Source organism: Pseudomonas idahonensis (genome assembly GCF_037903935.1).
In the GTDB taxonomy this organism is placed as follows: domain Bacteria; phylum Pseudomonadota; class Gammaproteobacteria; order Pseudomonadales; family Pseudomonadaceae; genus Aquipseudomonas; species Aquipseudomonas danubii.
Map to the genome: position 1 here is coordinate 1,210,392 of NZ_CP149586.1, position 22,339 is coordinate 1,232,730.

Here is a 22,339-nt window from a genome sequence, read left to right on the forward strand (position 1 = left end):
CGCTGCCCGTGGCGCCTAAGACAGCCCGTGTTCCTGGACATAGATGTACAGCGCGGCTTCGCTGGCCAGGCCCAGTTTGCGCATGGCGCTGACTTTCTGCGCGCTGACCGTCTGTTTGCTGCGGTTGAGCTGAGTGGCGATGGTTCCCACCGCATGGCCGGCGGCCAGCAGGCGGATCACTTCCAGTTCCCGGGGCGACAACTGATCCTTGGAGACCAGTCGATCCGGTCCCACTTCACCGGCAAGGCTCAATGCCCGCTTGATGGCCTGGGCCACATAGCGTTTGTGCTGTCGCGCATGGGCAATCGCTGACGGCAGTTCATCGGCCAGGCTGGCCTTGCTCAGCAACCCCATCACCCCCAGGTCGAGGATCGAGCGAAACAGCCCGGCGTGATTGAGCATGGTCACCACCACGATGGGCAGGTCGGGATGATGCCGGCGCAATTGCTCGATCAGGCGCAGGCCGTCGTTCTGCTGCTCCTCGGGCATCATGAAATCCGTTACCAGCACGTCGCACTCGACTTCCTGCATCAGTTGGCTCAGGGCGGAAGGCGAGCGGGCTTCACCGACAATGGCCAGGCTGTCGTCCTGCTCCAGCACGGCACGCAAGCCAATCAGGAAGATCGGGTGATCGTCGGCAAGGATGATGCGCAATTTGTTGTTCGACATTGCTTTCAAAGCTTGGGCTCCAATGCAACGGCGGCGTGGTTTGCGCCTGGTCGGCCGTTTTATATCTGTCATGTTACCCGTGCATGCTCGAATGACTCAGGTCGGCAGCAGTAGGTGTGGCGAACTTTCTTCTCTGAGCGATGGTCACTTGAATGTCAGAAAACTACCGGCATTTTTGTTTTCGAACCTCTAATTCGAGCTATTGAGTGGTGATCTAGATGGAAAGTATCAGTCTTTTGTTGAGCGAGTCGCTGAGTCCGTACCAGGTCACACTGACGCCTTGCGGCGGCCATGGCGAATGCCTGGTGACCCTGAAGAACGCGGCTGGCGCCATGGTCTTGGAGCGTGAGGTCAATCAGGCCCAGCTCACCGACAAGCGCCTGCTTACCGACGTAGTCGATGGTCTGCACCGTGACGTGCTGATCGCCGAAGGCCGGCTGGAACCCTGTGTGATCGCCGCGTTGCGCCATGCAGCTGAAGGCAAGGTGTTCGATCAGCGCAACTGATGCAAATTTTTGCGGAACCTTCCTGTCACCCGGTCAGTCAGACTCAGTATCAGCAGGATCAGGCATTGTGCTCCGGTGCTTGTAGCCGGCTGATACCGGTCGTCAAAGACCGCGTTTAACCCCGAGTCGTCTCCCCACTTCTCGGGGTTTCTTTTTGCCCGGGATTTGTCAGTGGTCGTGCAGATCGCGGAAATAGGCCCGGGCGTCGGCACGGTATGGGTCGCGCATCTCGGGCTCCAGCCAGGCGGCGTACAGCTCAACCAGACGATCTTCACGCAGCTTGAGCAGGGCCTGGTTGATCCGGGCTATGGCTTGTCGCCCTTGGGCGGTCTTGCTGCAGCCGATATGGATCTCCTGATACTGCTGGGTGCCCTGGATCGGGTAGAACTCCAGCTCCTGCGGGTCCATGCCTTGCTGCATTGCCTGGTAGCGAATCTCCGGCCAGTAGCCCAGCAACAAACGCAGGCGCCCCAGGCGCTGCATCTGCAACAGGCTGCCCAGGGCGTCGTTGCCGTGGTGGGCATTGACCGAGTCCGCGGGGGCTGCATGCAGCAGGTTATCGACTTGCTGGCCATAGCTGCGCTCGGCAACCACTCCGACTTTTTCCTGGCCGCTGGCGAGCAGGGCGCGCAGATCGACCTTGCCCTCCCGGACGAACGGGGTCAGGTGTTCATGGTCGGCGCGGCGGATCACCAGGCCATTGCTCAGGACCCGGAAGCTGGTGATGGAGAAGGTCACCCACTGTTCGCGTTCCTTGTTCATGATCAGCGACGGGTCGCAGACGAAGGTCGGCTCGCGCAGCATCTGCATGCCCCGGGCGCGATTGACCCGCACTATCTGTTGTTGGTACTCCGGCAGGCTGGCGATCAGTTGCGGCATCAGCAGGTCGATAACCCCTTGTCCTTTCTGCTCGCCCTCGAAAATGCTCAGTGGCGGCAGGTCTCGCAGCAGCCAGAACAGCGTCTCCTTGGGTTCGCTGAAGGCGTTCGGCAGCCACAGCAGGGCGAGCAGAAACGTCACGCAGCACCTAAGGCGACGGCGTGGGAAGGGTGGATGGGCGCCGGACAGGGCGCTGATGGAAAACCGGTTTTTCAGCTTAGATCGCCCCAGAGTTGCGCAAGTGTTGGATCTGTTCGCTGCTGTAGCCCAGGCTCGCCAGGACTTCTGTCGAATGCTCGCCGAGCTCGGGGCCGACCCAGTCCGCGGAGCCGGGCGTCTCAGAGAGTTTCGGCACGATGCCGGGCATCTTGAAGGGCTTGCCGTCGGGCAGTTTGGCCTGGAGGAACATTTCCCGAGCGAGGAACTGCGGGTCGTGGAACATGTCCTCGGCGCTGAAGATGCGGCTCGCCGGGACGTCAGCCTGATTCAGCTGCTGCAGTACCTGGTCCAGGGGCAGGGAGGCCACCCAGCGGTCGATCACGCCATAGAGTTCATCGCGGCGGGTATCGCGTCCGTCGTTGCTGGCCAGGGCGGGATCGTTGGCCAGGTCGTCGCGACCGATAAGCAGCATGAAGCGCTTGAAGATCGCATCGCCATTGGCGCCGATTTGCACATGCTTGCCATCGGCGCTGGTGTGGATCGAAGACGGGGTGATGCCGGGCATGATGTTGCCGCTGCGCTCGCGGATAAAACCGAACACATCGAACTCCGGAACCATGCTTTCCATCATGGCGAAGATCGCCTCGTACAGCGCCACGTCCACCACTTGCCCCTGGCCGCCGTTGACCTCGCGATGACGCAGGGCCATCAGCGCGCCGATCACGCCCCACAGGGCCGCGATGGAGTCGCCAATGGAAATCCCGGTGCGTACCGGCGGACGATCCTCGAAGCCGGTGATATAGCGCAGGCCGCCCATGGATTCGCCCACCGCACCGAAGCCCGGCTGGTCCTTCATCGGGCCGGTCTGGCCGAAGCCCGACAGGCGCACCATCACCAGTTTGGGGTTGAGGGCGTGCAGCACGTCCCAGCCCAGGCCGAGCTTTTCCAGGACCCCGGGGCGAAAGTTTTCGATCAGGATGTCGGCTTCGGCCAGCAGTTGCTTGAGCACCGCCAGGCCTTCGGGATGCTTGAGGTTCAGGGTCAGGGATTTCTTGTTGCGGGCCTGGACGAACCACCACAGCGAAGTGCCTTCATACAGCTTGCGCCACTTGCGCAGCGGATCGCCGCCGTCCGGAGACTCGACCTTGATCACCTCGGCACCGAACTCGGCGCAGATACGCGAGGCGAAGGGGCCGGCGATCAGGGTGCCGAGTTCGATCACTTTCAATCCGGCGAGGGGCTTGCTGAGGCTGTTCATGGGGCATCCGCTGGGCAGGAAAATCCGCCTAGCCTAGACCATTGGTTGCCATTAAGGCAGCGCTGGACGGTGGCCTTCATTCATTATTTGCAGGTCGATGGCGGGATAATTGTGCTTCTCATTCTCTGGGGTGGCGGGTTTAATGGCGCCTTTCATGAGAAGGGCGGTTGCAAATCCTTCGATCTGGTCTATGCCCCGTGACAGGTTCGACGTTTTGTTCCGAGCTGGTCGATAGAAAACTATTGTTACAAATGCCCCTTTAAAAAATTACATGTGATGAATTGAAAGTCTTACATGTGATGCTCTAGTCTGTGCGCCATGGAAAACAAATCCTCAGCCCATTACCAACGTTTATTCCGCCAGCGCCTGCGTGATCAGGGCTTGGTGAAAAAGGAAGTCTGGATACTGCCCGAGAACGCCCAGGCGTTGCTGGCGGTTGAACGCAAACTGCGTCAGCCCTCCGAGGGGCTGGCTCCTGTGGAAAAGGATGGAGAAATGAGCATGCCGCAGATCTGGAATGCCCGATCGCTGTGCCAGGCCCTGATGGCCACCGAGTTGTTCAGCAGCGGCGAAGCCAGCATTGAACTGCTTGAAGGCGCCGAACCGAGCTTGCACGTGACCATGCGCGAATACGGCGACCTGCCGCTGTTTGTCGCCCTGTCCGGCGAGCAGATCCTGGTCGAAGCCCTGCTCTGGCCGCAAAGCGAAGTCACCGATGTGCAAGCCTTCAATGAAGAAGTGCTGCTCAGCCGCCAGTTGTTCCCGCTGTCGAGCATCGGTCTGGAAACCGGCTTGGGCGGCGAGCGCTTCTACATGATGTTCGGTGCGCTCAGCGCCACCTCGATCCTCTCCAACGTGCTTTACGAGATCGAAACCCTGGCCAGCAACGTGATCAGGGCTACCGAGGCCTATGAAGGCTACCTGAAGGCTCAGGCCTGACCTGGAGGAATGCACATGAACGTATGGAGCAAGTTGCTTACCGCCCTGCGCGGTGGCGCCAATGAGGCGGGCGAAGCCATGGTGGACAGCCAGGCCCTGAGGATTCTGGATCAGGAAATCCGCGACGCCGACCAGGAACTGCGCAAGTCCAAGGAAGCCCTGGCCGAGATCATGGCCCGGCAGAAACTCGCCGCCGAGCGCGCCAACGGCAGCGCGGCGAAGATCGCCGAGTATGAAAGCTACGCCCTCAAGGCCCTGGAGGCGGGTAATGAAAATCTTGCCCAGGAAGTGGCGCAGAAGATCGCCAATCTGGAAAATGACCTGGCGGTCGAGCGCGAGCAGGCCGATGGCTTTGCCGCCAGCGTGGCCCAGTTGCGCAAGGCCGTGACCCAGGCTGAAGGCAATATCAAACATCTGAAACAACAGGTGGATACCGTCAAGGCCACCGAGAGCGTGCAGAAGGCTCAGCAGGCCGTGGCCCAGCGCTACGGCGGCTCGCAGAGCAAGCTGCACACCGCGGTGGAGTCCCTGGAGCGGATCAAGCAGAAGCAGGCCGAGCGTGCGGCGAAGATGGAAGCCGCAGCGGAGCTGGCCAGCACCAGCAACCCCGACGATGCCCTGGACGCCAAGTTGCGCGAGGCCGGGATCGTCGCCGGCAGCACCAGCGCCGACAGCGTGCTGGCGCGCCTCAAGGATCGCAACAAGTCCTGATTCATCGTTGTGTTGTAGGGGCGGGGCCGATGGGCCTTGCCCGGCTTTTTCAGGGATAGGAAAGCAATGGAAATCTTCCTGCAGACAGTGTTGTCGTTCCCCACAGTGCTGTTCAGCTTCATGCTCTGCCTGGCGGTGATCTACTGGGCCGTGGTGGCCATGGGCATGCTCGAGGTCGATCTGCTGGACTTCGAGGCTGATTCGCTGCTCGAAGGCGGCCATGCCACTGAAGGCCTGGCCGGGCTGCTGATCAAGTTCAAGCTCAACGGGGTGCCGGTCACCCTGGTGCTGACCCTGCTGATGTTCTTCAGCTGGTTCCTGACCTATTTCGCCGAACTCTATGTTCTCAGCCACCTGCCCCTGGGTTGGCTGCGTTATCCCCTGGGCCTGTTGCTGGCAGTGCTTGCACTGTTCCTGGCGGCGCCCATCAGCGCGGCCATCTGCAGCCCGCTGCGTCCGCTGTTTCACAAGATGGAAGCCACCAGCAGCCAGTCGGTGCTGGGGCAGACGGCTGTGGTGCGTAGCGGCAGAGTCACCCTGGAACACGGCGAAGCCGTGCTCGAGAACGGCGGCGCGGGCCTGATCCTGCGTGTGCGTGCCGATGAGGCGCGAGCTTTCAAACGCGGCGATCGCGTCGTGTTACTGGAGTATCTGGAGGCGCAACACGCCTATCGGGTCATTACCGAGGACGAGTTTCGCGGCCTCTGAGCCCGGGCTTCCTCAGAATCAAAGGAGATTGATTGCATGAATTTACCGTCGCTGCTGCCCATCCTGCTCGGGATCGGCCTCGTCGTTCTGGTGGTCTTCGGCCTGCTGGCCCTGTTCAAGGCCTTCTATATCAAGGTCCCCCAAGGCACGGCGCTGATCGTCAACGACATGTCCTCGACGCCCAAGGTGCACTTCACCGGCGCCCTGGTGTACCCGGTCATCCACCTCAAGGAGTTCATGCGGATCTCGCTGATCACCCTGGAAGTCGACCGTCGGGCCAAGGATGGTCTGATCTGCCGCGACAACATGCGCGCCGACATCACCGTGGCCTTCTACCTGCGGGTCAATGAAACCCAGGAAGACGTGCTCAAGGTGGCCAAGGCCATCGGTGTCGACCGTGCCTCCGACCGCGCCGCGGTCAACGAGCTGTTCAACGCCAAGTTCTCCGAAGCGCTGAAGACCGTGGGCAAGCAGTTCGACTTCGTCCAGTTGTTCGAGAACCGCCAGGACTTCCGCGACCGCATCATCGAGATCATCGGCAACGACCTCAACGGCTACGTGCTGGAAGACGTGGCCATCGACTACCTGGAGCAGACCGCCAAGCACTCCCTGGACCCGAGCAACATCCTCGACGCCGAAGGTATCCGCAAGATCACCGAGCTGACCGCGGCGCAGAACGTCATCACCAACGAACTGGAGCGCAACCAGGAACTGGCGATCCAGAAGAAGAACGTCGAGACCCGCGAAGCCTCGCTGTCCCTCGAACGCCAGCAGGCCGACGCCGAAGCGCGGCAGAAGCGCGAGATCGAAACCATCCGCGCCCGCGAGGAAGCCGAGACCGCCAAGGTCAAGGAAGAAGAGCGCCTGAAAGCCGAGCAAGCACGCATTCAGTCGCAGCAGGAAATCGACGTGCGCACCGAGAACCATCAGCGCGAAGTCGAAGTGGCCCAGCAGAACCGTCAGCGTGCGGTGGTCATCGAAGTGGAGAAAGTCACCCGCGCCAAGGACCTGGAAGTAGTGGCCCGTGAGCGTGAAGTGGAACTGCAGCGCATCGAGAAAGAAAAGGCTCTGGAAGAGCAGCGCAAGAACATCGCCACCGTGATTCGTGAGCGGGTAGCGGTCGAGAAGACCGTGGCCCAGGAAGAAGAGCGGATCAAGGAGGTGCGCGAAATTTCCGAAGCCGAACGCGCCAAGCAAGTGGTGGTGATCCAGGCCCAGGCCGAAGCCGAGCAGGATCTGGTGCGTCAGGTCAAACAGGCCGAAGCCGACGAGACTCGCTCCAAGCACAAGGCCGTGGAGATCAACAACCTGGCCCAGGCCGAACTGGAAGCGGCGGCTAAACAGGCCGAAGCCAAGAAGCGCCTGGCCGAAGGCCTGGAAGCCGAGCGCGCCGCGCCTGGTCTGGCCGATGCCCGCGTGCTGGAAATCACCGCAGCGGCCCAGGAAAAAGAAGGCCTGGCTCAAGCCCGCGTACGCACCGAGCAGCTGATTGCCGAAGCTCGCGGCGAGCAGGAAAAAGGCCTGGCCGACGCCCGCGTCATGGAAGCCCAGGCGGCTGCCAAAGAGAAGGACGGCCTGGCGGAAGCCAAGGTCATGGAAGAGAAGCTCGGTGCTCAAGCCCGTGGCGAAGAGCAACTGGGCGCGGCCAAGGCCAAGGCCACCAAGGACCTGGGTTCGGCCGAAGCCGAAGTGCTGCTGCAGCGCCTGAACGCCGAAGCCGAAGGCCTGGGCAAGAAGTTCGGTGCCCTGGATTCCCTCAGCGACAGCGCTCGCCAGCACGAAGAGTTCCGCATGCAACTGGAGAAGAACTTCGAGGAAGCGATGGCCGCCATCGCCGCCAACAAGGACATCGCCAAGGACCAGGCCGAAGTGCTGTCCGCCGCCCTCAGCAAGGCCAAGATCGAAATCGTCGGCGGCGAAGGCGACTTCTTCAATTCCTTCGCCAAATCGCTGTCGGTGGGCAAGGCCATCGAGGGCGTGGTGGGCAAGAGCCCGGTAGTCCAGGACGTCCTGGCACGCCTGCTCAACGGCAAGGGTGCCCCGGCCGTTGCCGCTGAACTGGCAGCCGCTGCCGTCTCGCGCAAGGCCGAGGCGCCGTCTGCCGAAGCCTGACCCACACCTGACACACCTGTAGCCGCTGCCGAAGGCTGCGACCGACTCCGTAGGAGGCGCAGCCCTTGAGGGCCTTCGGGCCCTCAAGCACGCAGCCCGCGGCAGCGGCTACTGGCCTTGTGTCGGGTACCGGGCTCCAGGTTTGAGGAGCCCGCTTTTTTTGCACACCGCCGTAGATCCAGGAAGGCCACGATGTCGGACGCTCAAGTCGCAACTCCCCCGCAGGACGTATTGGACAAGGCCGTCGCCGAAGGCGGCGCCTATGAGGTGCTGCACAAGCGCCTGCTGGACCAGGGCCAGCGCCTGCGGGCCACCACCGACGACCTCAACCAGAGGCGTCTCGACGAGTTCGGCAACAGCCGCATGGAAGTGGTCGGGCGGGTGCGCATCCGTACCGAGAACAACTGCATCGCCCGGGACATCGTCCAGGTCGGCGACTGCCTGTTGTTCGGCTACAACGTATTTATCGGCCTGAAGAAGGAAACCAGCGTCGCCGACGTGTTTTCCCTCTACCGTCTGGTGGAAGAGGGCGAAGGCTACGAAGCCGAGCCCGTGCCCCTGGAAGGCAGCTTCCTTTCTGCCCAGGGCTTCCTCAATGATTTCAACGAGCTCTACACCTATTACAAGAACACCCGCCTGCTGCAACTGGCGATCCGTGACGGCAAGCTGCTGGCGAGTTTCCAGATTGGCGAGCGCGTCACCGATGTGCGGGTGTTCCGCTGGTCGATCTCGGTGGACGGACGGGATGTCCGTTACATCGACAACCGCGGCGAGCGGGATATCGCCCTGCCGGCGCCCTTCGATTTCGAATGGAAGAAGGCCACCCGCGAGATGGTGGTCGAAGGCCGCTTCCCGCACCTGAACATCCTCGACACGGTGTTCGTCGAAACCATCGGCGGCGACCTGACCATCAAGGTCGAGAACAACACCGAGTCGGGTCTGGGCATCTACCGCGAAGAGGTGCTGGACAAGACCCAGTCCCTGGACGACTCGCAGATCGAATTCGCCCGCCTGGGCAGCCTGATCCTGCTCAAGGTCCTGCCGTACCGCGAAGAGCAGTGGCGCTACCTGGTGTTCAACAGCCTGACTCGCCAGGTGGAGCGCATCGACGCCATCGGCCTGGCCTGCGTGCAGTTGCCGGAAGACCACGGGATCATCTTCCCCGGCGGTTACTACCTGCAAAGCGGCGAGTACAAGACCTTCGAACAGTCCATGGAAGGCATGCGCTTCAAGCGCTCGGTGCGCTCGCCCAACGGTGAAGATGTGCAGTACATCTTCTACCACCCGGAGCAGGGACGCTCGGTGCTGCTGACCTACAACATGATCAACCGCCAGTTGCAGAACCCGCTGTTCGGCCACGGCTACGCACGCCTGGAAGACGGGCGCATGGTGATCTTCGCCGCTGAGGGCGAAGAGCCGACCCGGGTGCATCCGATGCAGATCTGGCAGACGCCGTTCTTCACCGAGGAATACGCCGCGCGGCAACCGACCCGCAGCGGTTTCCTGGGGCGCATTGGCAATGCCGAACTGGTGCGTAGCGTCTCCGATCTCTACGATCTGTGCCGCGAGATCGACACCCCGGCGGTGTCGGTGCAGCGTTATTCGTTGCTGTGCCAGAACACCCGGCGCCTGTTCGATGTGTACCACTGGTTGGGCAGTGCCGAACTTGACGGGTTGGCGCCGCTGCTGCGCGAGGTGGCTTCCACCTCTGAGCTGGTGCTGGATGAGTACGAGAAAGTCGAAAGCATCCGCCGTCAGTCGGACCAGGCCATGGTGGCCGCTGAGGCCAAGCAGAAAACCCTGCTCGACAGCCTGCTGGTGGACAGCTGGGATCAGGTGCAGAGCTTTGTCGATGCACTCAACGGCATCACCGCCCAGCGCGGTCTGCTGCTGACCATTCGCGACTACCGCTACATCGACGTGGCGCGCATCGACGCCATGGAAGCCGATTTGCTCAAGGCCCAGGAACGCACCGCCGCCGGCACCGCGACCTTCCTTGCCAGCGACCAGGCTCTGCAACCCTTCGTCACTCAGCTGGAAACCCTCGACGCCCAGGCGCAGAAAGCCGAAACCGTGGCCCAGCTCAGCGAGCCCCTGGGCGCTCTGCAAGCCATGGCTGGCGACCTGGACATGCTGTCGAGCCTGATGGCCTCGCTGCAGATCGACGACGCCACCCAGCGCACCCGGATCATCGAATCCATCTCGCAGATCTACGCCCGCCTGAACCAGGCCAAGGCCCGCGCCGAACAGCGGCGCAAGGGCCTGGGCTCGACCGAAACCGTGGCCCAGTTCGGGGCCCAGTTCAAACTCTTCAGCCAGGGCATCACCAACGCCCTGGCCCAGGCCCAGGACCCCGAGCGTTGCGACGAGCAGCTGTCGCGGCTGCTGGTGCAGCTTGAGGAACTGGAAAGCCGCTTCGGCGATCACGAACAATTCCTCGGCGACATCCTCGGCAAGCGCGAGGAGTTGCTGGAAACCTTCGAGGCCCACAAGCAATCGCTGCTCGATGAGCGCCAGCGCAAGGCCCAGGGCCTGTTGGATGCGGCGCGGCGGATTCTCGACAGCCTCGGCCGGCGCACCGCCAAGTTCACCCAGGCCGAGGAGCTCAATGCGTTCTTCGCCGCCGACCCGCTGATCCTCAAGCTGCGGGAGCTGGCCGAGCGCCTGCGCGAGCTCAAGGACAGCGTCAAGGCTGACGACGTCGAGTCACGCCTCAAGGGCGCCCGGGATCAGGCCGTACGGGCCCTGCGCGACAAGACCGAGCTGTTCGAAGAGGGCGGCAACGTCATCAAGCTGGGGCCGCGCCACCGTTTCAGCGTCAACACCCAGGAGCTGGACCTGACCCTGATGCCCCGGGGCGACGAACTGCACCTGCACCTCACCGGCACGGATTTCCTCGAACCTCTGCGCGACCCCGAGCTGGAAGCCCTGCGCGACTTCTGGCAGGTGGCCCTGGAGTCGGAATCGGCCCAGCTGTACCGCGCCGAGTACCTGGCCGGGCAAGTGCTGGACGCTGCCGACCGGGGCGTGGAAGGGCTGAGCCTGGAAAGCCTGAAACCCTTGCTGGCGCAGCCTGAGGAATTGGCGCGGGTGATCCGCGACTTCGCCGCGCCGCGCTACAAGGAAGGCTACGAAAAGGGTATTCACGATCACGATGCGGCGGTGATCCTGTTGCAACTGCTACCGCTGCGCGACAGCGCCGGCCTGCTGCGCTTCGGCGCGGCGGCGCGGGCCTTCGCCACGCTGTTCTGGGGCCGCCAGCAGCACCAGCCGCAACCGCAGCAATGGGTCGAGCGGGCGCGCACCAGCCGGCATATTCAGCAGCTGTTCGGGCGTCGTGAAGGCTTGCTGCAGTTGCAGGAGGAAATCCTCGCGGCACTGAGTGACTGGCATCAGCAGCACGCCTTCACCCTGGCCGCCGAGCTGTTGCCGGAGGCCGCCGAGTACCTGGTTCAGGAACTGGCCGCAGAACGCATCGAATTCACCTTCAGCAAATACGCCAAGCAACTACAGGAAGCCCTGACCTTGCGTCTGCAGGGCGCGCGGATGTGGGACGACTACCAGCAGGCCCTGGCGCGGCTGGTGGAGCGGCCTGCTGCTCAGTGGGCATTGACCGAGAACTGGCTCTCGGCCCTGTGCGCCGAGGGCGAGTTCGCCGAGTGGGCCGACTACGTGCCCGAGGCGGTGGCCCTGTCGCTGCTGCGGGAAGACTTTGCCAAACGCATCACTGAAGTCGACCTGCGGTTCAAGGTCGACAACCTGATGGGCGAACACCCGCGCATCCAGGAGCGCAGCCTGTCACTCACCGTGGATGGTTTCTTCGCTCGCCTGCGGGCCCACCGCGAACAGTTCCTACCCGGCCTGCAGCGCTACCAGGCGCTGCGCCAGGGCATCATCAACCGTGAGCGCTCGGCCCTGCGCCTGAGCGAATTCAAGCCGCGGCCGCTGAGCTCGTTCGTGCGCAACAAGCTGATCAACGATGTGTACCTGGGCTTTATCGGCGACAACCTGGCCAAGCAGATGGGCACCGTGGGCGAGAACAAGCGCACCGACCTGATGGGCCTGTTAATGCTGATTTCGCCACCGGGCTACGGCAAGACCACCCTGATGGAATACGTGGCGCACCGCCTGGGCCTGATCTTCATGAAGATCAACGGCCCGGCCCTGGGTCACCAGGTGCGTTCCCTGGACCCGGCCCAGGCACCGGACGCTACTTCGCGCCAGGAACTGGAGAAACTCAACCTGGCCCTGGAGATGGGCAACAACGTGATGCTCTATGTCGACGACATCCAGCACACCCACCCGGAATTCCTGCAGAAATTCATCTCGCTGTGCGACGGCACCCGGCGCATCGAAGGCGTATGGAAAGGCCGCACCAAGACCTACGACATGCGCGGCAAGAAGTTCTGCGTGGTGATGTCGGGCAACCCGTACACCGAGTCCGGCGAGGTGTTCAAGATCCCTGACATGCTGGCCAACCGGGCCGATATCTATAACCTCGGCGATACCTTGGGTGGCATGCAGGAAGCCTTCGCCCTGAGTTACATCGAGAACGGCCTGACTTCCAACCCGGTGCTGGCGCCCCTGGCCACCCGCGACATGGCCGACGTCTACCGCTTCGTCGCCAAGGCCGAAGGCAAGGCCTTCTCCAGCAACGAACTGAGCCACAGCTACAGCGGCGCCGAGATCAACGAAATCACCACCACCCTGCAACGCCTGATGCAGGTGCGCGACGTGGTGCTGCGGGTCAACCAGCAGTACATCGCCAGCGCTGCCCAGGCCGACCAGTACCGCAGCGAGCCACCGTTCAAGCTGCAGGGCAGCTACCGCAACATGAACAAGATGGCCGAGAAGATCTCGGCGGTGATGAACGATGCCGAGCTCCTGCAACTCTTGGCCGACCACTACCAGGGCGAATCCCAGTTGCTGACCACTGGCGCCGAGGAAAACCTGCTCAAGCTCGCCGAACTGCGCGGTAACCAGACCCCGGAGCAGAGCGAACGCTGGACCCAGATCAAGCGCGACTTCGTGCGTAACCGCTCCATGGGCGGCAGCGACAGCGATGTCGGCACCCGGGTCGTGGCCCAGCTCAACGATCTGGTGGAAGGCGTACGCGGCCTGGCCCGGCCCGCGCAGCAGCATGACCTGCGCGCGGTGCTGGAAAACCTCTCCGAGCATCTGGAGAACAGCTTCCTGCCGCTGATCAAGGTCATGCACAAGAAGATCGACGTCGATCTGCACAGCCACCAGCGCATCGGTGACATCGCCACGCGTGTGGACGAACTGAGCCGCATGCTCAGCCACGGCGATGTGCCCACCCTCAAGGACTCCCAATAGTAGGAGCCGGCTTGCCGGCGAACAGCCAAGGATCACAACATGGATTTTGCCCACCTGGACCAGCAGTTGCGCGACAGCCTGCAGGACCTGAAACTGAGCAACGAAGAGCGGGACGAGCTGCGCCAACTGGGCAGCGAACTCAGTGCCGATCAAGTGCGTTACCTGCGCAATCGGGCTTTCGATCTGGTACGGGAACTGAGCCTGGCGGACAGCGCCAATGTGTTGCCGGCGTTGAAATGGCTGGAGCAGGTGGTCAAGACCCTGGACGCCAACAGCGCCCCGGTGCGCGACATGGCCAGCGCCCACTTCAGCCCCGGTGAAGACTGCCGACGCAAGATCCGCGACCTGTGCCGCCAGGCCCGGATCTCGGTGGATATCTGCGTGTTCACCATTTCCGACGATCAACTGAGCGACGAAATCCGCGCCTGCCACCAGCGCGGCGTGGCCGTGCGGGTGATCAGCGACAGTGAAAAGCAGTTCGATGTCGGCAGCGATATCGCCGTGCTACGCGAGGCCGGGGTGCCGGTGCGGATCGACGACACGCCGTTCCACATGCACCACAAGTTCGCCGTGTTCGATGGCCGAACCTTGCTCAACGGCAGCTTCAACTGGACCCGCAGCGCCACCACCGGCAACGAGGAAAATCTGCTGGTGATCGATCACCCGCAACTGGTGGTCAGTTACCTCAAGGAGTTCAACGAACTCTGGGCCCGCTACGCGCCGCGTTAAGGCGTGCCGCGGCGGGCCAGTACTCGGCCTCAGGCGGCGCTCGGCTGACTCCAGAGGCTGTCGTCGGCCAGCCTGTCGAGGAGTTTCTGGCGCAACCTATGGGCCTGTTCGGGGGCGTTCTGGCTTAGGGTTTCCAGGGCCAGGTGCAACTGCTGCAGCGGGTTATCGCTGTTAAACAGGCTGCCCAGTTCCAGGCCGGCAATGGCTTCTTCGAAACGTTGCTGACGGATATGGTTCAGCAGCGTGGCGTGGCTCAACTGGCTGGCATAGGACAGGTTCTGTTCCAGGCGGCTCTTGAGCTCGGCGGCTTTTGCCTGCTCGTCGATGTAGAGGTAGACCAGTGCCAGCTGTGCCAGGTGGTAGTTTTTTTCCGCTGGGTCCATCGCCGCATTCTGAGCTTCGTCGTCGAGCGCTTGCACGGTCTGGTCCAGCAGTTCGATGGCTTGCCGGGTCTGTTCCAGGTCATGCAGCAATTTGGCCTGTGCTGCCTGTTTCACCGGGCGATCGGCGTATTCAAGCTGGGTGTTGAGGAGCGCCACTTCCTCAAGACCGTTGCGGATCAGCTCGCTGTCGCGGCGCTGGGGCGCCAGGGCAGCCTGCACCCACAACTGGGTTTCCACGATCAGCAGGCGATGCCACGGCCATTGCTCAGCGCCACGCCAGGTCTCCAGTGTCAGCAGGGCCTGCTCCAGCAGGTGGGCGCACCAATGCGGGTGCTCCTCGAGGTAGGTGCGCCACACAGAGAGCAGGCACCAGAGACGCTGCGAGGGCGCGACCGCGCAGGCCTGCAAGGCCGCCTCGGCCTCGGCCAACTCATGGCGTGCGACATGCCAGTGCAACAGGCTCAGCAGCATCTCGCTGGCGTGTCTCACTGGCACCTGGGCGATCAGCGGTGCCGCCAGATCCGGGCGGCTGGCGTCCAGGATCAGCTTGAGCAGCGGTGGGTAGCCGCAGTAGTCCTCGGGCTCGGGGTTCTGCGCCAGCAGTTCGAATCCGGCGTCGAATTCCCCGGCTTGTATCAGCAAGACCACAACGATGATCTGGGCCGACGCGGGCAATTGCGCGGCCATGGCCGGGAACTGCGCGTCCTGCCCCTGGGCACGGAACTCGCGCAGGGTCTGTTCCACTTCATACGGGTCCAGTTCGTCGGCCGGCTGTTTGAGCAGCAGTTGCCAGGCCAGGCCGAGGCTGATGGCGGCCTGCTCGGCCAGGCCCACACTGCGTTGCAGGGTCGCCAACTTTCGGTGCTCACTGGCACAGCCCTGGTTCAACTGCTCGACACCGAAGGTCACCAGCAAGGCGCGGGCCTGCTCAAGTTCACCGCGGGCCACCAACAGCGGGATGCGCAGCAGGGGCGCTGACGGCAGGGGCTGATGCAGGCGCTCCAACAGGCTCAGCACCGCCTGCGGGCCGTCCTTGTCGAGCAGGGTTTCGAGCAGTCGGTACAGCGCCATGGGCTGGTAGGTTTCATCGAGCTCGGCCAGGACTTCCAGGGCCTGGGCCTGGTTGCCTTGCCGGTACAGCGCGGCGGGTATCTGCAGCAGCCCCTGTTGCCGGGCTTTGCCCGTCAGGCGCTGGGCCAGTTGCAGGGCCACCTGCGGTTCGACGGCGCTCAGGTACGCCGAGCGATAGATCTGCGCCTCCTCGTCCAGGTTGATGCCCAGGCTGGTGCCCTGGTCATTGCTGCTGCCCTTGTGGGCATAGACCACCAGCAGCGAGATCACGCCGGTGATGAGCAGCAGGATGATAAACACTTCCATGATTCGGTTTTCCTTGGGGGCGAGAACTGAGCCTGGCGGACCGCGGCAATGTGCTGCCGGCATTGAAACGGCTGGAGCCGATGGTCAAGCCCCTGGACGCCAATAGCGCCCCGTTGGGGGCGCGCAAAAGGCCGCTGGGTCAGTTCGCCTGGAAGGCGCGCCAGGCCATCCCGCTGCTAAACCGTTCCAGCAGCTGTTGCTGGAGTTCGCTGGCCCGCTCGGGGGCCCGTTGCTGCAGCTCCTCCAGGGCCTGATACAGGCGTGACAGAGGCTTCTTGTCGCTGAGCAAGACGCTCAGGGTCAGGGCCTCGATGGCCTGGGCGTAACGCTGGTGCTCGATGTGATTGAGCAGCAGGTCCTCTTCCAGGTCGCGACTACCGGCCTCCAGGCTGTGCAATCGATCCTGCAGGGCCTGGGCCTGCTCTGCTTCGTCGATGCTCAGGTAGGCGCTGGCGATGTCCTCCAGGTAGAAGGTTGTGTCCATCTCATCGACCTCCGGCAGGCTGTCGCTGTCCAGCAATGCCAGGGCCTGCTCCAACAGGGTCCTGGCCTGGGCGGTCTGCCCCAGGTCGTGCAGCAACTTGGTCTGCTCGCGAATGCACAGCAATTGCTGTTCGCCGTCTTGCTGCTGGTGCAGGCGGTGCAACTCCTCAAGGCTGCTGCGTACCAGCCAGCTGTCCCGGCGATGGGCCGGCAGCCGGCTTTGCAGCTGGAGCTGGGTGCGCAGGGCCTGCATGCGTATGCCGCTCCAGAACTCATGGTCATTCTTGTAACCGTCGATCTGTTGCAGCGCCTTGGCCAGCAGTGCCTCGGCCCATTGCGGCTGTGTGGCGTGGTGCTGCTCACAGAGGCTGAGCATCAGGCCGGGATGCTGGCTCGGTTCAGGTTCCAGAGTCAGCAGCAGTGCTTCGGCTTCTGCGGTCTGGCCTTGTGCTGCCAGATGGTTCAGCAGGCTCAGCAGAAGGCTGTAGCGATCCCGGTCGGGGGCTTTGTCCAGCAGGCGCAGGGCGTTATCGATCGGCGGCAGGGCCAGGGTCAGGTCCATCAGTTCGCTGTACGTGGTGGAGTAGAGCGCGTCGTTGATGGGGGCCAGCAGGTTGAGGGCTGAGTCCAGCTGAGCGGCCTTGATCAGGGCGGCGACTGCCTGGGCCTGTTCTTCTGCCGGCAATGGCGCGGCCCGGGTCAGGATCGTGTCGAACTGACCCAGGGTTGCGCAGGCTTCGAACAGGCTGCGCAGCGTCGACTGGCGATGGCCCTCTTCGGTTTCTTCAAACGCCGACCACGCCTGCTCAACGCTGGCCAGCGCCGCATCCTGCATCCCGGCCTGATGCTGCAGGCGCGCCAGGATCAGCAGGTTGCCGATGCTCTGGCGTTCCTGGGCGGCCGCTTGGCGCGGGTCGCTCAGTTCGCCCAGTACGGCCAGAGCCTGGTCCTGTTCGCCGCGGGCCTGAAGGATACGCACTTGCAGCAGCGGCCAGCTGGGCAGGGCTTCACCCCAGTTCTCCAGGAGTTCCAGGCAGGCTTGGGTATCGTCGGTGTCGAGCAGTGTTTCGATCAGGGTATTGAGCACGTAGTCCCGGGCGTGGGGCGGCAGTTGCTGGTAGATCGCCAGGGCCTGGGCCTTGTGTCCTGCCAGGTAGAGCTCGCTGGCCACCAACTGCAAGGCCAGTTCCCGGGCCTCGCCGGGTAGCGTCTCTGCCAGTTTCAGCGCCAGCAGCGGCTCGGCCTTGCTCAGCAGCAGGGTCTGATTGATCTGGGCGGTGAGGTTGCTGGTCATTACCAGACCCTCGCTCTGTTCGGCGATTTTCCGGCGGGAGTACAGAATCAGTGCGATGAACACCAGTGCGATGACAAGCAGGATGACAAAGAGGGTCATGGACGTCCTTTTCTATTGAACTGCGGCTCTGGCGCGTTACGCGCCAGCCGGTTTGCGCGGGGTTATAAAGCCATGGCTACAGGCTGGCAACCGACTTTACCCAGCCAATGCGTTTCAGCGGATGTCATCCAGAGCAGGGTTGGCCCGGTCAGTGGTCGGGCAGGGCGGCAGGTTTCGGGTTAGACTTGCCGCCTTTTCGCACACTCAAGAAGCCCGCACATGGCCCAGCCGTCCACCACCTACAAATTCGAACTGAACCTGACCGACCTCGACCGCGGGGTCTATGAAAGCGTCAAGCAGACCATCGCCCGTCACCCTTCGGAAACTGAAGAACGCATGACAGTGCGGCTGCTGGCCTACGCCTTCTGGTACAACGAGCACCTGTCGTTCGGTCGGGGTCTGTCGGATGTGGATGAACCCGCCCTGTGGGAAAAGAGCCTGGATGACCGCGTCCTGCACTGGATCGAAGTCGGCCAGCCGGACGCCGATCGCCTGACCTGGTGCTCGCGCCGCACCGAGCGCACCAGCCTGCTGGCCTACGGCAGCCTGCGGGTCTGGCAGACCCGGGTGCTGGATGCGGTGAAGAACCTGAAGAACCTCAACATCGCCGGCGTGCCCCAGGAGGTCCTTGAGACCCTGGCCAAGGACATGCCACGCGTCATCAAGTGGGACGTGATGATCAGCGAAGGCACGATCTTCGTCACCGACGATCGCGGCCAGCACGAAGTGCAGCTGGAATGGCTGCTGGGTGAGCGCGGCTGATCGCCCGCTCTGCCCCTGAACGATCCACCGTCCTCCAAGAGAAGTTGCTGTTAGCCCATGCGTATCGAACCCCGTGAGTTGCCCGCCGTCCTGCCCTTTCTTGGCGATCTGCCGCCACTGCTGACCCGCCTTTATGCCGCCCGTGGCGTGCAATCGGTGGAGGAGTTGGACAAGAGCCTGGCGCGGCTGATCCCGTATCAGCAGCTCAAGGGCATCGACGCCGCGGTGGACCTGCTGGTGACCGCTCTGGACCAGCGCCAGCGCATCCTCATCGTCGGCGACTTCGATGCCGACGGTGCCACCGCCAGCACCGTGGGCGTGCTGGGCCTGCGCCTGCTGGGCGCGGCCCACGTCGATTACCTGGTGCCCAACCGCTTCGAATACGGCTACGGCCTGACCCCGGAAATCGTCGCCGTGGCCCTGCAGCGCGAGCCGCAGTTGCTGATCACCGTGGACAACGGCATCTCCAGTGTCGAAGGCGTGGCGGCGGCCAAGGCAGCAGGCTTGCAAGTGCTGGTCACCGACCACCACTTGCCCGGCCATGAACTGCCGGCGGCGGACGCCATCGTCAACCCCAACCAGCCGGGCTGCGAGTTCCCCAGCAAGGCCCTGGCCGGGGTCGGGGTGATCTTCTATGTGCTGATGGCCCTGCGTGCGCGCCTGCGCAGCCTGGGTCGCTATGAAACCCGGCCGCAGCCGAACATCGGCGAGCTGCTGGATCTGGTGGCCCTGGGCAGCGTGGCAGACGTGGTGCCCCTGGACGCCAACAACCGCATCCTGGTGCACCAGGGCCTGGAGCGGATTCGCGCCGGTCGCGCGCGGCCGGGGCTCAAGGCGATTCTCGAAGTGGCCAAGCGCGATCACTCGCGCATCACCTCCACCGACCTGGGCTTTATCCTCGGCCCGCGGCTTAACGCTGCAGGACGCCTGGACGACATGAGCCTGGGCATCGAATGCCTGCTCAGCGACGACGTTTCCGCCGCCCGGGCCATGGCCGCCCAGCTCGACGAGCTGAATCAGGACCGCAAGTCCATCGAGCAGGGCATGCAGCGCGAAGCGTTGGCCCAGCTCAAGGAGCTGCCGGTGGAATCCATGCCGTTCGGCCTGTGCCTGTTCGACGCCGAGTGGCACCAGGGGGTGATCGGGATTCTCGCCTCGCGCCTGAAAGAGCGTTACCACCGGCCGACCATCGCCTTTGCCGACGCTGGCGAGGGCATGCTCAAAGGCTCGGCGCGTTCGGTGCCGGGTTTCCATATCCGCGACGCCCTGGACGCTGTGGCCGCGCGCCATCCGCAACTGATCAGCAAGTTCGGCGGCCATGCCATGGCCGCCGGGTTGTCGCTGCCGGAGCAGAACTTCCCGGCCTTTGCCGAAGCCTTCGACGAAGAAGTGCGGCGCCAGCTGCGCGAAGAAGACCTCACCGGGCGCCTGCTGTCGGACGGCACCCTGGCGGTGGAAGAGTTCCACCTGGAACTGGCCCGTGCCCTGCGCCACGCCGGTCCCTGGGGCCAGCACTTCCCCGAGCCGATGTTCCACGGGGTGTTCGAACTGGTGGAGCAACGCATCGTCGGCGAGCGTCACCTGAAAGTGGTGCTGCGCAGCGAGTGCGGCTCGCTGAAGCTGGACGGCATCGCCTTCGGCATCGACCGCGAAGTCTGGCCCAACCCGACCATCCGCTGGGTGGAGCTGGCCTACAAGCTTGACCTCAACGAGTTCCGTGGCCAGGAAACCGTACAGTTGATGATTGCCCATATCGAACCGCGTTAAGGGACGCTGTGGCTGGTTTCGCCAGACTTTTGGAAAGCGGGATGGCGGTATGTCTCTTTCTTTTGTAAGGGGTTTCCGAGACACTCCCGGGCGCTTGTGGCGATCTACTCAGCTGACTAGTCTCGGTTCATCACTGCCTATCAGTGATCGGGAATAGCAGCCCGGGTCGAACGCAAGCGATGCCATCAGCACTGCAATTCAGATTTGCAGTGTGCTGTTATGGCGGCTGTGCGTGGGGGCGCTTTCGGGCGCACCGGTTCCTCGACCCGGTCTGCTAGCCCGCGTACAGCCGCCACCCTTTTTAAACGTCTAGCAGCGTTAGGTGTGGAGGCTTCATCGTCGAGGAGCTACACCATGAAAAAGATCGTCCCCGATCCGCCTGTTTCCCCTCCTTCTTCCCGTCGTAATCCTGCCCACGATCTGGCCAATGAAAGGGTTCGCCATGCCCTGGCCAATATCGGCGTAGAGGGCTCGCTGATCGCGACGCTGCAACCCACCGCTGCTGGTTCTGCGGGCCCCGATAACCCCTTCACTGTGCGCCCCGGTATCAGTGCCGAAGAAGCGCTGATTCATGTGTCCATGCTGCTCAAGGCCGCCGAGGAGGTGTCCGATGAAATCACCGAGCACGCCAGCGGCATCGAGCGTGGCCTGATCTGGTCGCTGGTGCATTCGGTGGAGATGGCCCGCGGCGTGGTGGAAGCCTTGCTCGATGGCAATCGCAGGGGGCCTGCAATCTGACGCTCTGCTAGCCGCTGCCCCGCCGCAGCGGCTAGCGCTTGGGTCCGGAGGCAAGTTTTTACCCCGGCACCCATCAGGAACCCTGCCAGCGACACTGTTGTCGACTAGTCTCTAAGCACTGTCTGATTGGCCTTGTGACCTTTTGTCATCCATCTTCCCGCGGGGGCGGGCGCTTCACTTCGCAGTCACTCGTCGACCGTTCAAACAGAACCCTGGAGCCTGACCATTGATCGAGAGGTGCCCCATGAGTCTGCTGCTTGAACCCTATACCTTGCGTCAACTGACCCTGCTCAACCGCATCGCCGTGTCGCCCATGTGCCAGTACTCGTCGGTGGACGGGCTGGCCAACGACTGGCATCTGGTGCACCTGGGCAGCCGCGCCGTCGGCGGCGCCGGGTTGATCTTCACCGAGGCCACGGCGGTCACCGCCGAGGGCCGCATCACCGCCCAGGACCTGGGCCTGTGGAACGACGCGCAGATCGAACCCTTGCAGCGCATCACCCGTTTCATTACCGCCCAGGGCGCGGTGGCGGGTATCCAGCTGGCCCATGCCGGGCGCAAGGCCAGTACCCATCGGCCCTGGCTGGGCAAGTCCGGCAGCGTCAAGCCCGAGGACGGCGGCTGGGTGCCGGTGGGGCCATCGCGGATTGCCTTCGATCCGCAGCACACGCCGCCCACCCAACTGGACCAAGGGCAGATCGACGAGATCATCCAGGCCTTCGTCGCGGCCGCCAAACGCGCCCTGGAGGCTGGTTTCAAGGTGGTGGAGGTGCATGCCGCCCACGGCTACCTGCTGCACCAGTTCCTCTCGCCCCTGAGCAATCAGCGTCAGGACCTGTACGGCGGTTCGTTCGAAAATCGCATTCGCCTGGTGTTGCAAGTGACCGAGGCGGTACGAAAAGTCTGGCCCGAAGAGCTACCGCTGTTCGTGCGGGTGTCGGCCACCGATTGGGTGGAGGACGGCTGGAACCCGGACGAGACCGTCGAGCTGGCGCGGCGCCTCAAGGATCTGGGGGTGGATTTGATCGATGTGTCGTCCGGCGGCACCGCGGCCAATGCCGAGATTCCCACCGGGCCGGGTTATCAGACGCGTTTTGCCGAGCGGGTGCGCAAGGAGTCGGGCATGGCCACCGGCACCGTGGGGCTGATCACTGAGCCGGCCCAGGCCGAGCACATTCTGCGCACCTGTCAGGCGGACATCATCTTCCTCGCCCGGGAGCTGCTGCGCGATCCTTACTGGCCGCTGCATGCCGATGATGACCTGGGCGGGCGCAAGGCAATCTGGCCGGCGCAGTATCAGCGGGCGACCCACAGGGACCAGCCGATTCATGAGTCGGACTTGCGCGATTAAGGTTGTGCCGATGTAAAAAAACCGGCCCGCTTGGGCCGGTTTTTTGTGCCTGGCTTCAGGACGCCCTCGCTGGCAAGC

The 22,339-nt window shown here is 63.3% G+C and carries 16 protein-coding genes; 11 read left to right on the plus strand and 5 right to left on the minus strand.

Translation table 11 applies throughout. The features are described 5' to 3' along the window. Positions 1 to 15: 15 nt before the first annotated feature. The gene (locus WIN67_RS05455; protein WP_180988524.1) at positions 16 to 669 is read right to left on the minus strand and encodes a response regulator transcription factor; all 654 of its coding nucleotides are present in this window, start codon (positions 667 to 669) and stop codon (positions 16 to 18) included. Positions 670 to 887: 218 nt separating this feature from the next. On the opposite strand from WIN67_RS05455, the gene WIN67_RS05460 reads away from it, so the two are divergent. Then, positions 888 to 1,175 carry a DUF3509 domain-containing protein gene (locus tag WIN67_RS05460; protein WP_102861309.1) on the plus strand — a complete coding sequence of 96 codons (288 nt, stop codon included), beginning with the start codon at positions 888 to 890 and terminating at the stop codon, positions 1,173 to 1,175. 168 nt (positions 1,176 to 1,343) lie between these two features. On the opposite strand, the gene WIN67_RS05465 is transcribed toward WIN67_RS05460, so the two are convergent. Then, the gene (locus WIN67_RS05465; RefSeq protein ID WP_372820911.1) at positions 1,344 to 2,195 is read right to left on the minus strand and encodes a TIGR02285 family protein; all 852 of its coding nucleotides are present in this window, start codon (positions 2,193 to 2,195) and stop codon (positions 1,344 to 1,346) included. A 76-nt stretch (positions 2,196 to 2,271) separates the two neighbouring features. Next, positions 2,272 to 3,471, minus strand: coding sequence for a CaiB/BaiF CoA transferase family protein (locus WIN67_RS05470; protein ID WP_102861311.1), 1,200 nt, complete (start codon positions 3,469 to 3,471; stop codon positions 2,272 to 2,274). A gap of 318 nt (positions 3,472 to 3,789) precedes the next feature. Between WIN67_RS05470 and WIN67_RS05475 the strand changes: the two genes are divergently transcribed. The 6 genes from WIN67_RS05475 (at position 3,790) to WIN67_RS05500 (ending at position 14,007) form a co-directional block, all read left to right on the plus strand. Then, positions 3,790 to 4,410 carry a YjfI family protein gene (locus WIN67_RS05475; RefSeq protein WP_102878507.1) on the plus strand — a complete coding sequence of 207 codons (621 nt, stop codon included), beginning with the start codon at positions 3,790 to 3,792 and terminating at the stop codon, positions 4,408 to 4,410. A gap of 15 nt (positions 4,411 to 4,425) precedes the next feature. Then, positions 4,426 to 5,121: a PspA/IM30 family protein gene (locus WIN67_RS05480; protein WP_102861313.1), complete on the plus strand. Its 696-nt coding sequence runs from the start codon at positions 4,426 to 4,428 to the stop codon at positions 5,119 to 5,121. A gap of 66 nt (positions 5,122 to 5,187) precedes the next feature. Further along, positions 5,188 to 5,829 (plus strand): hypothetical protein, encoded by a 642-nt coding sequence (locus WIN67_RS05485; RefSeq protein WP_339070734.1) that lies wholly within the window; start codon positions 5,188 to 5,190, stop codon positions 5,827 to 5,829. A gap of 36 nt (positions 5,830 to 5,865) precedes the next feature. Next, positions 5,866 to 7,941: a flotillin family protein gene (locus tag WIN67_RS05490; RefSeq protein WP_102861315.1), complete on the plus strand. Its 2,076-nt coding sequence runs from the start codon at positions 5,866 to 5,868 to the stop codon at positions 7,939 to 7,941. Positions 7,942 to 8,133: 192 nt separating this feature from the next. Further along, complete coding sequence (locus tag WIN67_RS05495) at positions 8,134 to 13,278, plus strand: DNA repair ATPase (RefSeq protein WP_339070735.1); 5,145 nt, start codon at positions 8,134 to 8,136, stop codon at positions 13,276 to 13,278. 39 nt (positions 13,279 to 13,317) lie between these two features. Continuing rightward, on the plus strand, positions 13,318 to 14,007 hold the full coding sequence (locus tag WIN67_RS05500) for a phospholipase D-like domain-containing protein (RefSeq protein ID WP_102878510.1): 690 nt from the start codon (positions 13,318 to 13,320) through the stop codon (positions 14,005 to 14,007). Positions 14,008 to 14,036: 29 nt separating this feature from the next. Here WIN67_RS05500 and WIN67_RS05505 read toward each other — a convergent pair whose 3' ends face one another. Both WIN67_RS05505 and WIN67_RS05510 read right to left on the minus strand, forming a co-directional pair. After that, on the minus strand, positions 14,037 to 15,767 hold the full coding sequence (locus WIN67_RS05505; protein WP_339070736.1) for a hypothetical protein: 1,731 nt from the start codon (positions 15,765 to 15,767) through the stop codon (positions 14,037 to 14,039). Between the two features lie 139 nt (positions 15,768 to 15,906). Beyond that, the gene (locus tag WIN67_RS05510) at positions 15,907 to 17,643 is read right to left on the minus strand and encodes a hypothetical protein (protein WP_339070737.1); all 1,737 of its coding nucleotides are present in this window, start codon (positions 17,641 to 17,643) and stop codon (positions 15,907 to 15,909) included. A gap of 219 nt (positions 17,644 to 17,862) precedes the next feature. On the opposite strand from WIN67_RS05510, the gene WIN67_RS05515 reads away from it, so the two are divergent. The 4 genes from WIN67_RS05515 to WIN67_RS05530 all read left to right on the plus strand — a co-directional run bounded on the left by WIN67_RS05515 (position 17,863) and on the right by WIN67_RS05530 (position 22,261). Beyond that, positions 17,863 to 18,405: a YaeQ family protein gene (locus WIN67_RS05515; protein ID WP_011059467.1), complete on the plus strand. Its 543-nt coding sequence runs from the start codon at positions 17,863 to 17,865 to the stop codon at positions 18,403 to 18,405. Between the two features lie 57 nt (positions 18,406 to 18,462). Continuing rightward, positions 18,463 to 20,172: a single-stranded-DNA-specific exonuclease RecJ gene (recJ, locus tag WIN67_RS05520; protein WP_110596457.1), complete on the plus strand. Its 1,710-nt coding sequence runs from the start codon at positions 18,463 to 18,465 to the stop codon at positions 20,170 to 20,172. Positions 20,173 to 20,526: 354 nt separating this feature from the next. After that, complete coding sequence (locus WIN67_RS05525; protein WP_179597942.1) at positions 20,527 to 20,910, plus strand: DUF6124 family protein; 384 nt, start codon at positions 20,527 to 20,529, stop codon at positions 20,908 to 20,910. A 244-nt stretch (positions 20,911 to 21,154) separates the two neighbouring features. Beyond that, positions 21,155 to 22,261 carry an NADH:flavin oxidoreductase/NADH oxidase gene (locus WIN67_RS05530; RefSeq protein ID WP_102878515.1) on the plus strand — a complete coding sequence of 369 codons (1,107 nt, stop codon included), beginning with the start codon at positions 21,155 to 21,157 and terminating at the stop codon, positions 22,259 to 22,261. Positions 22,262 to 22,339 lie beyond the last annotated feature (78 nt).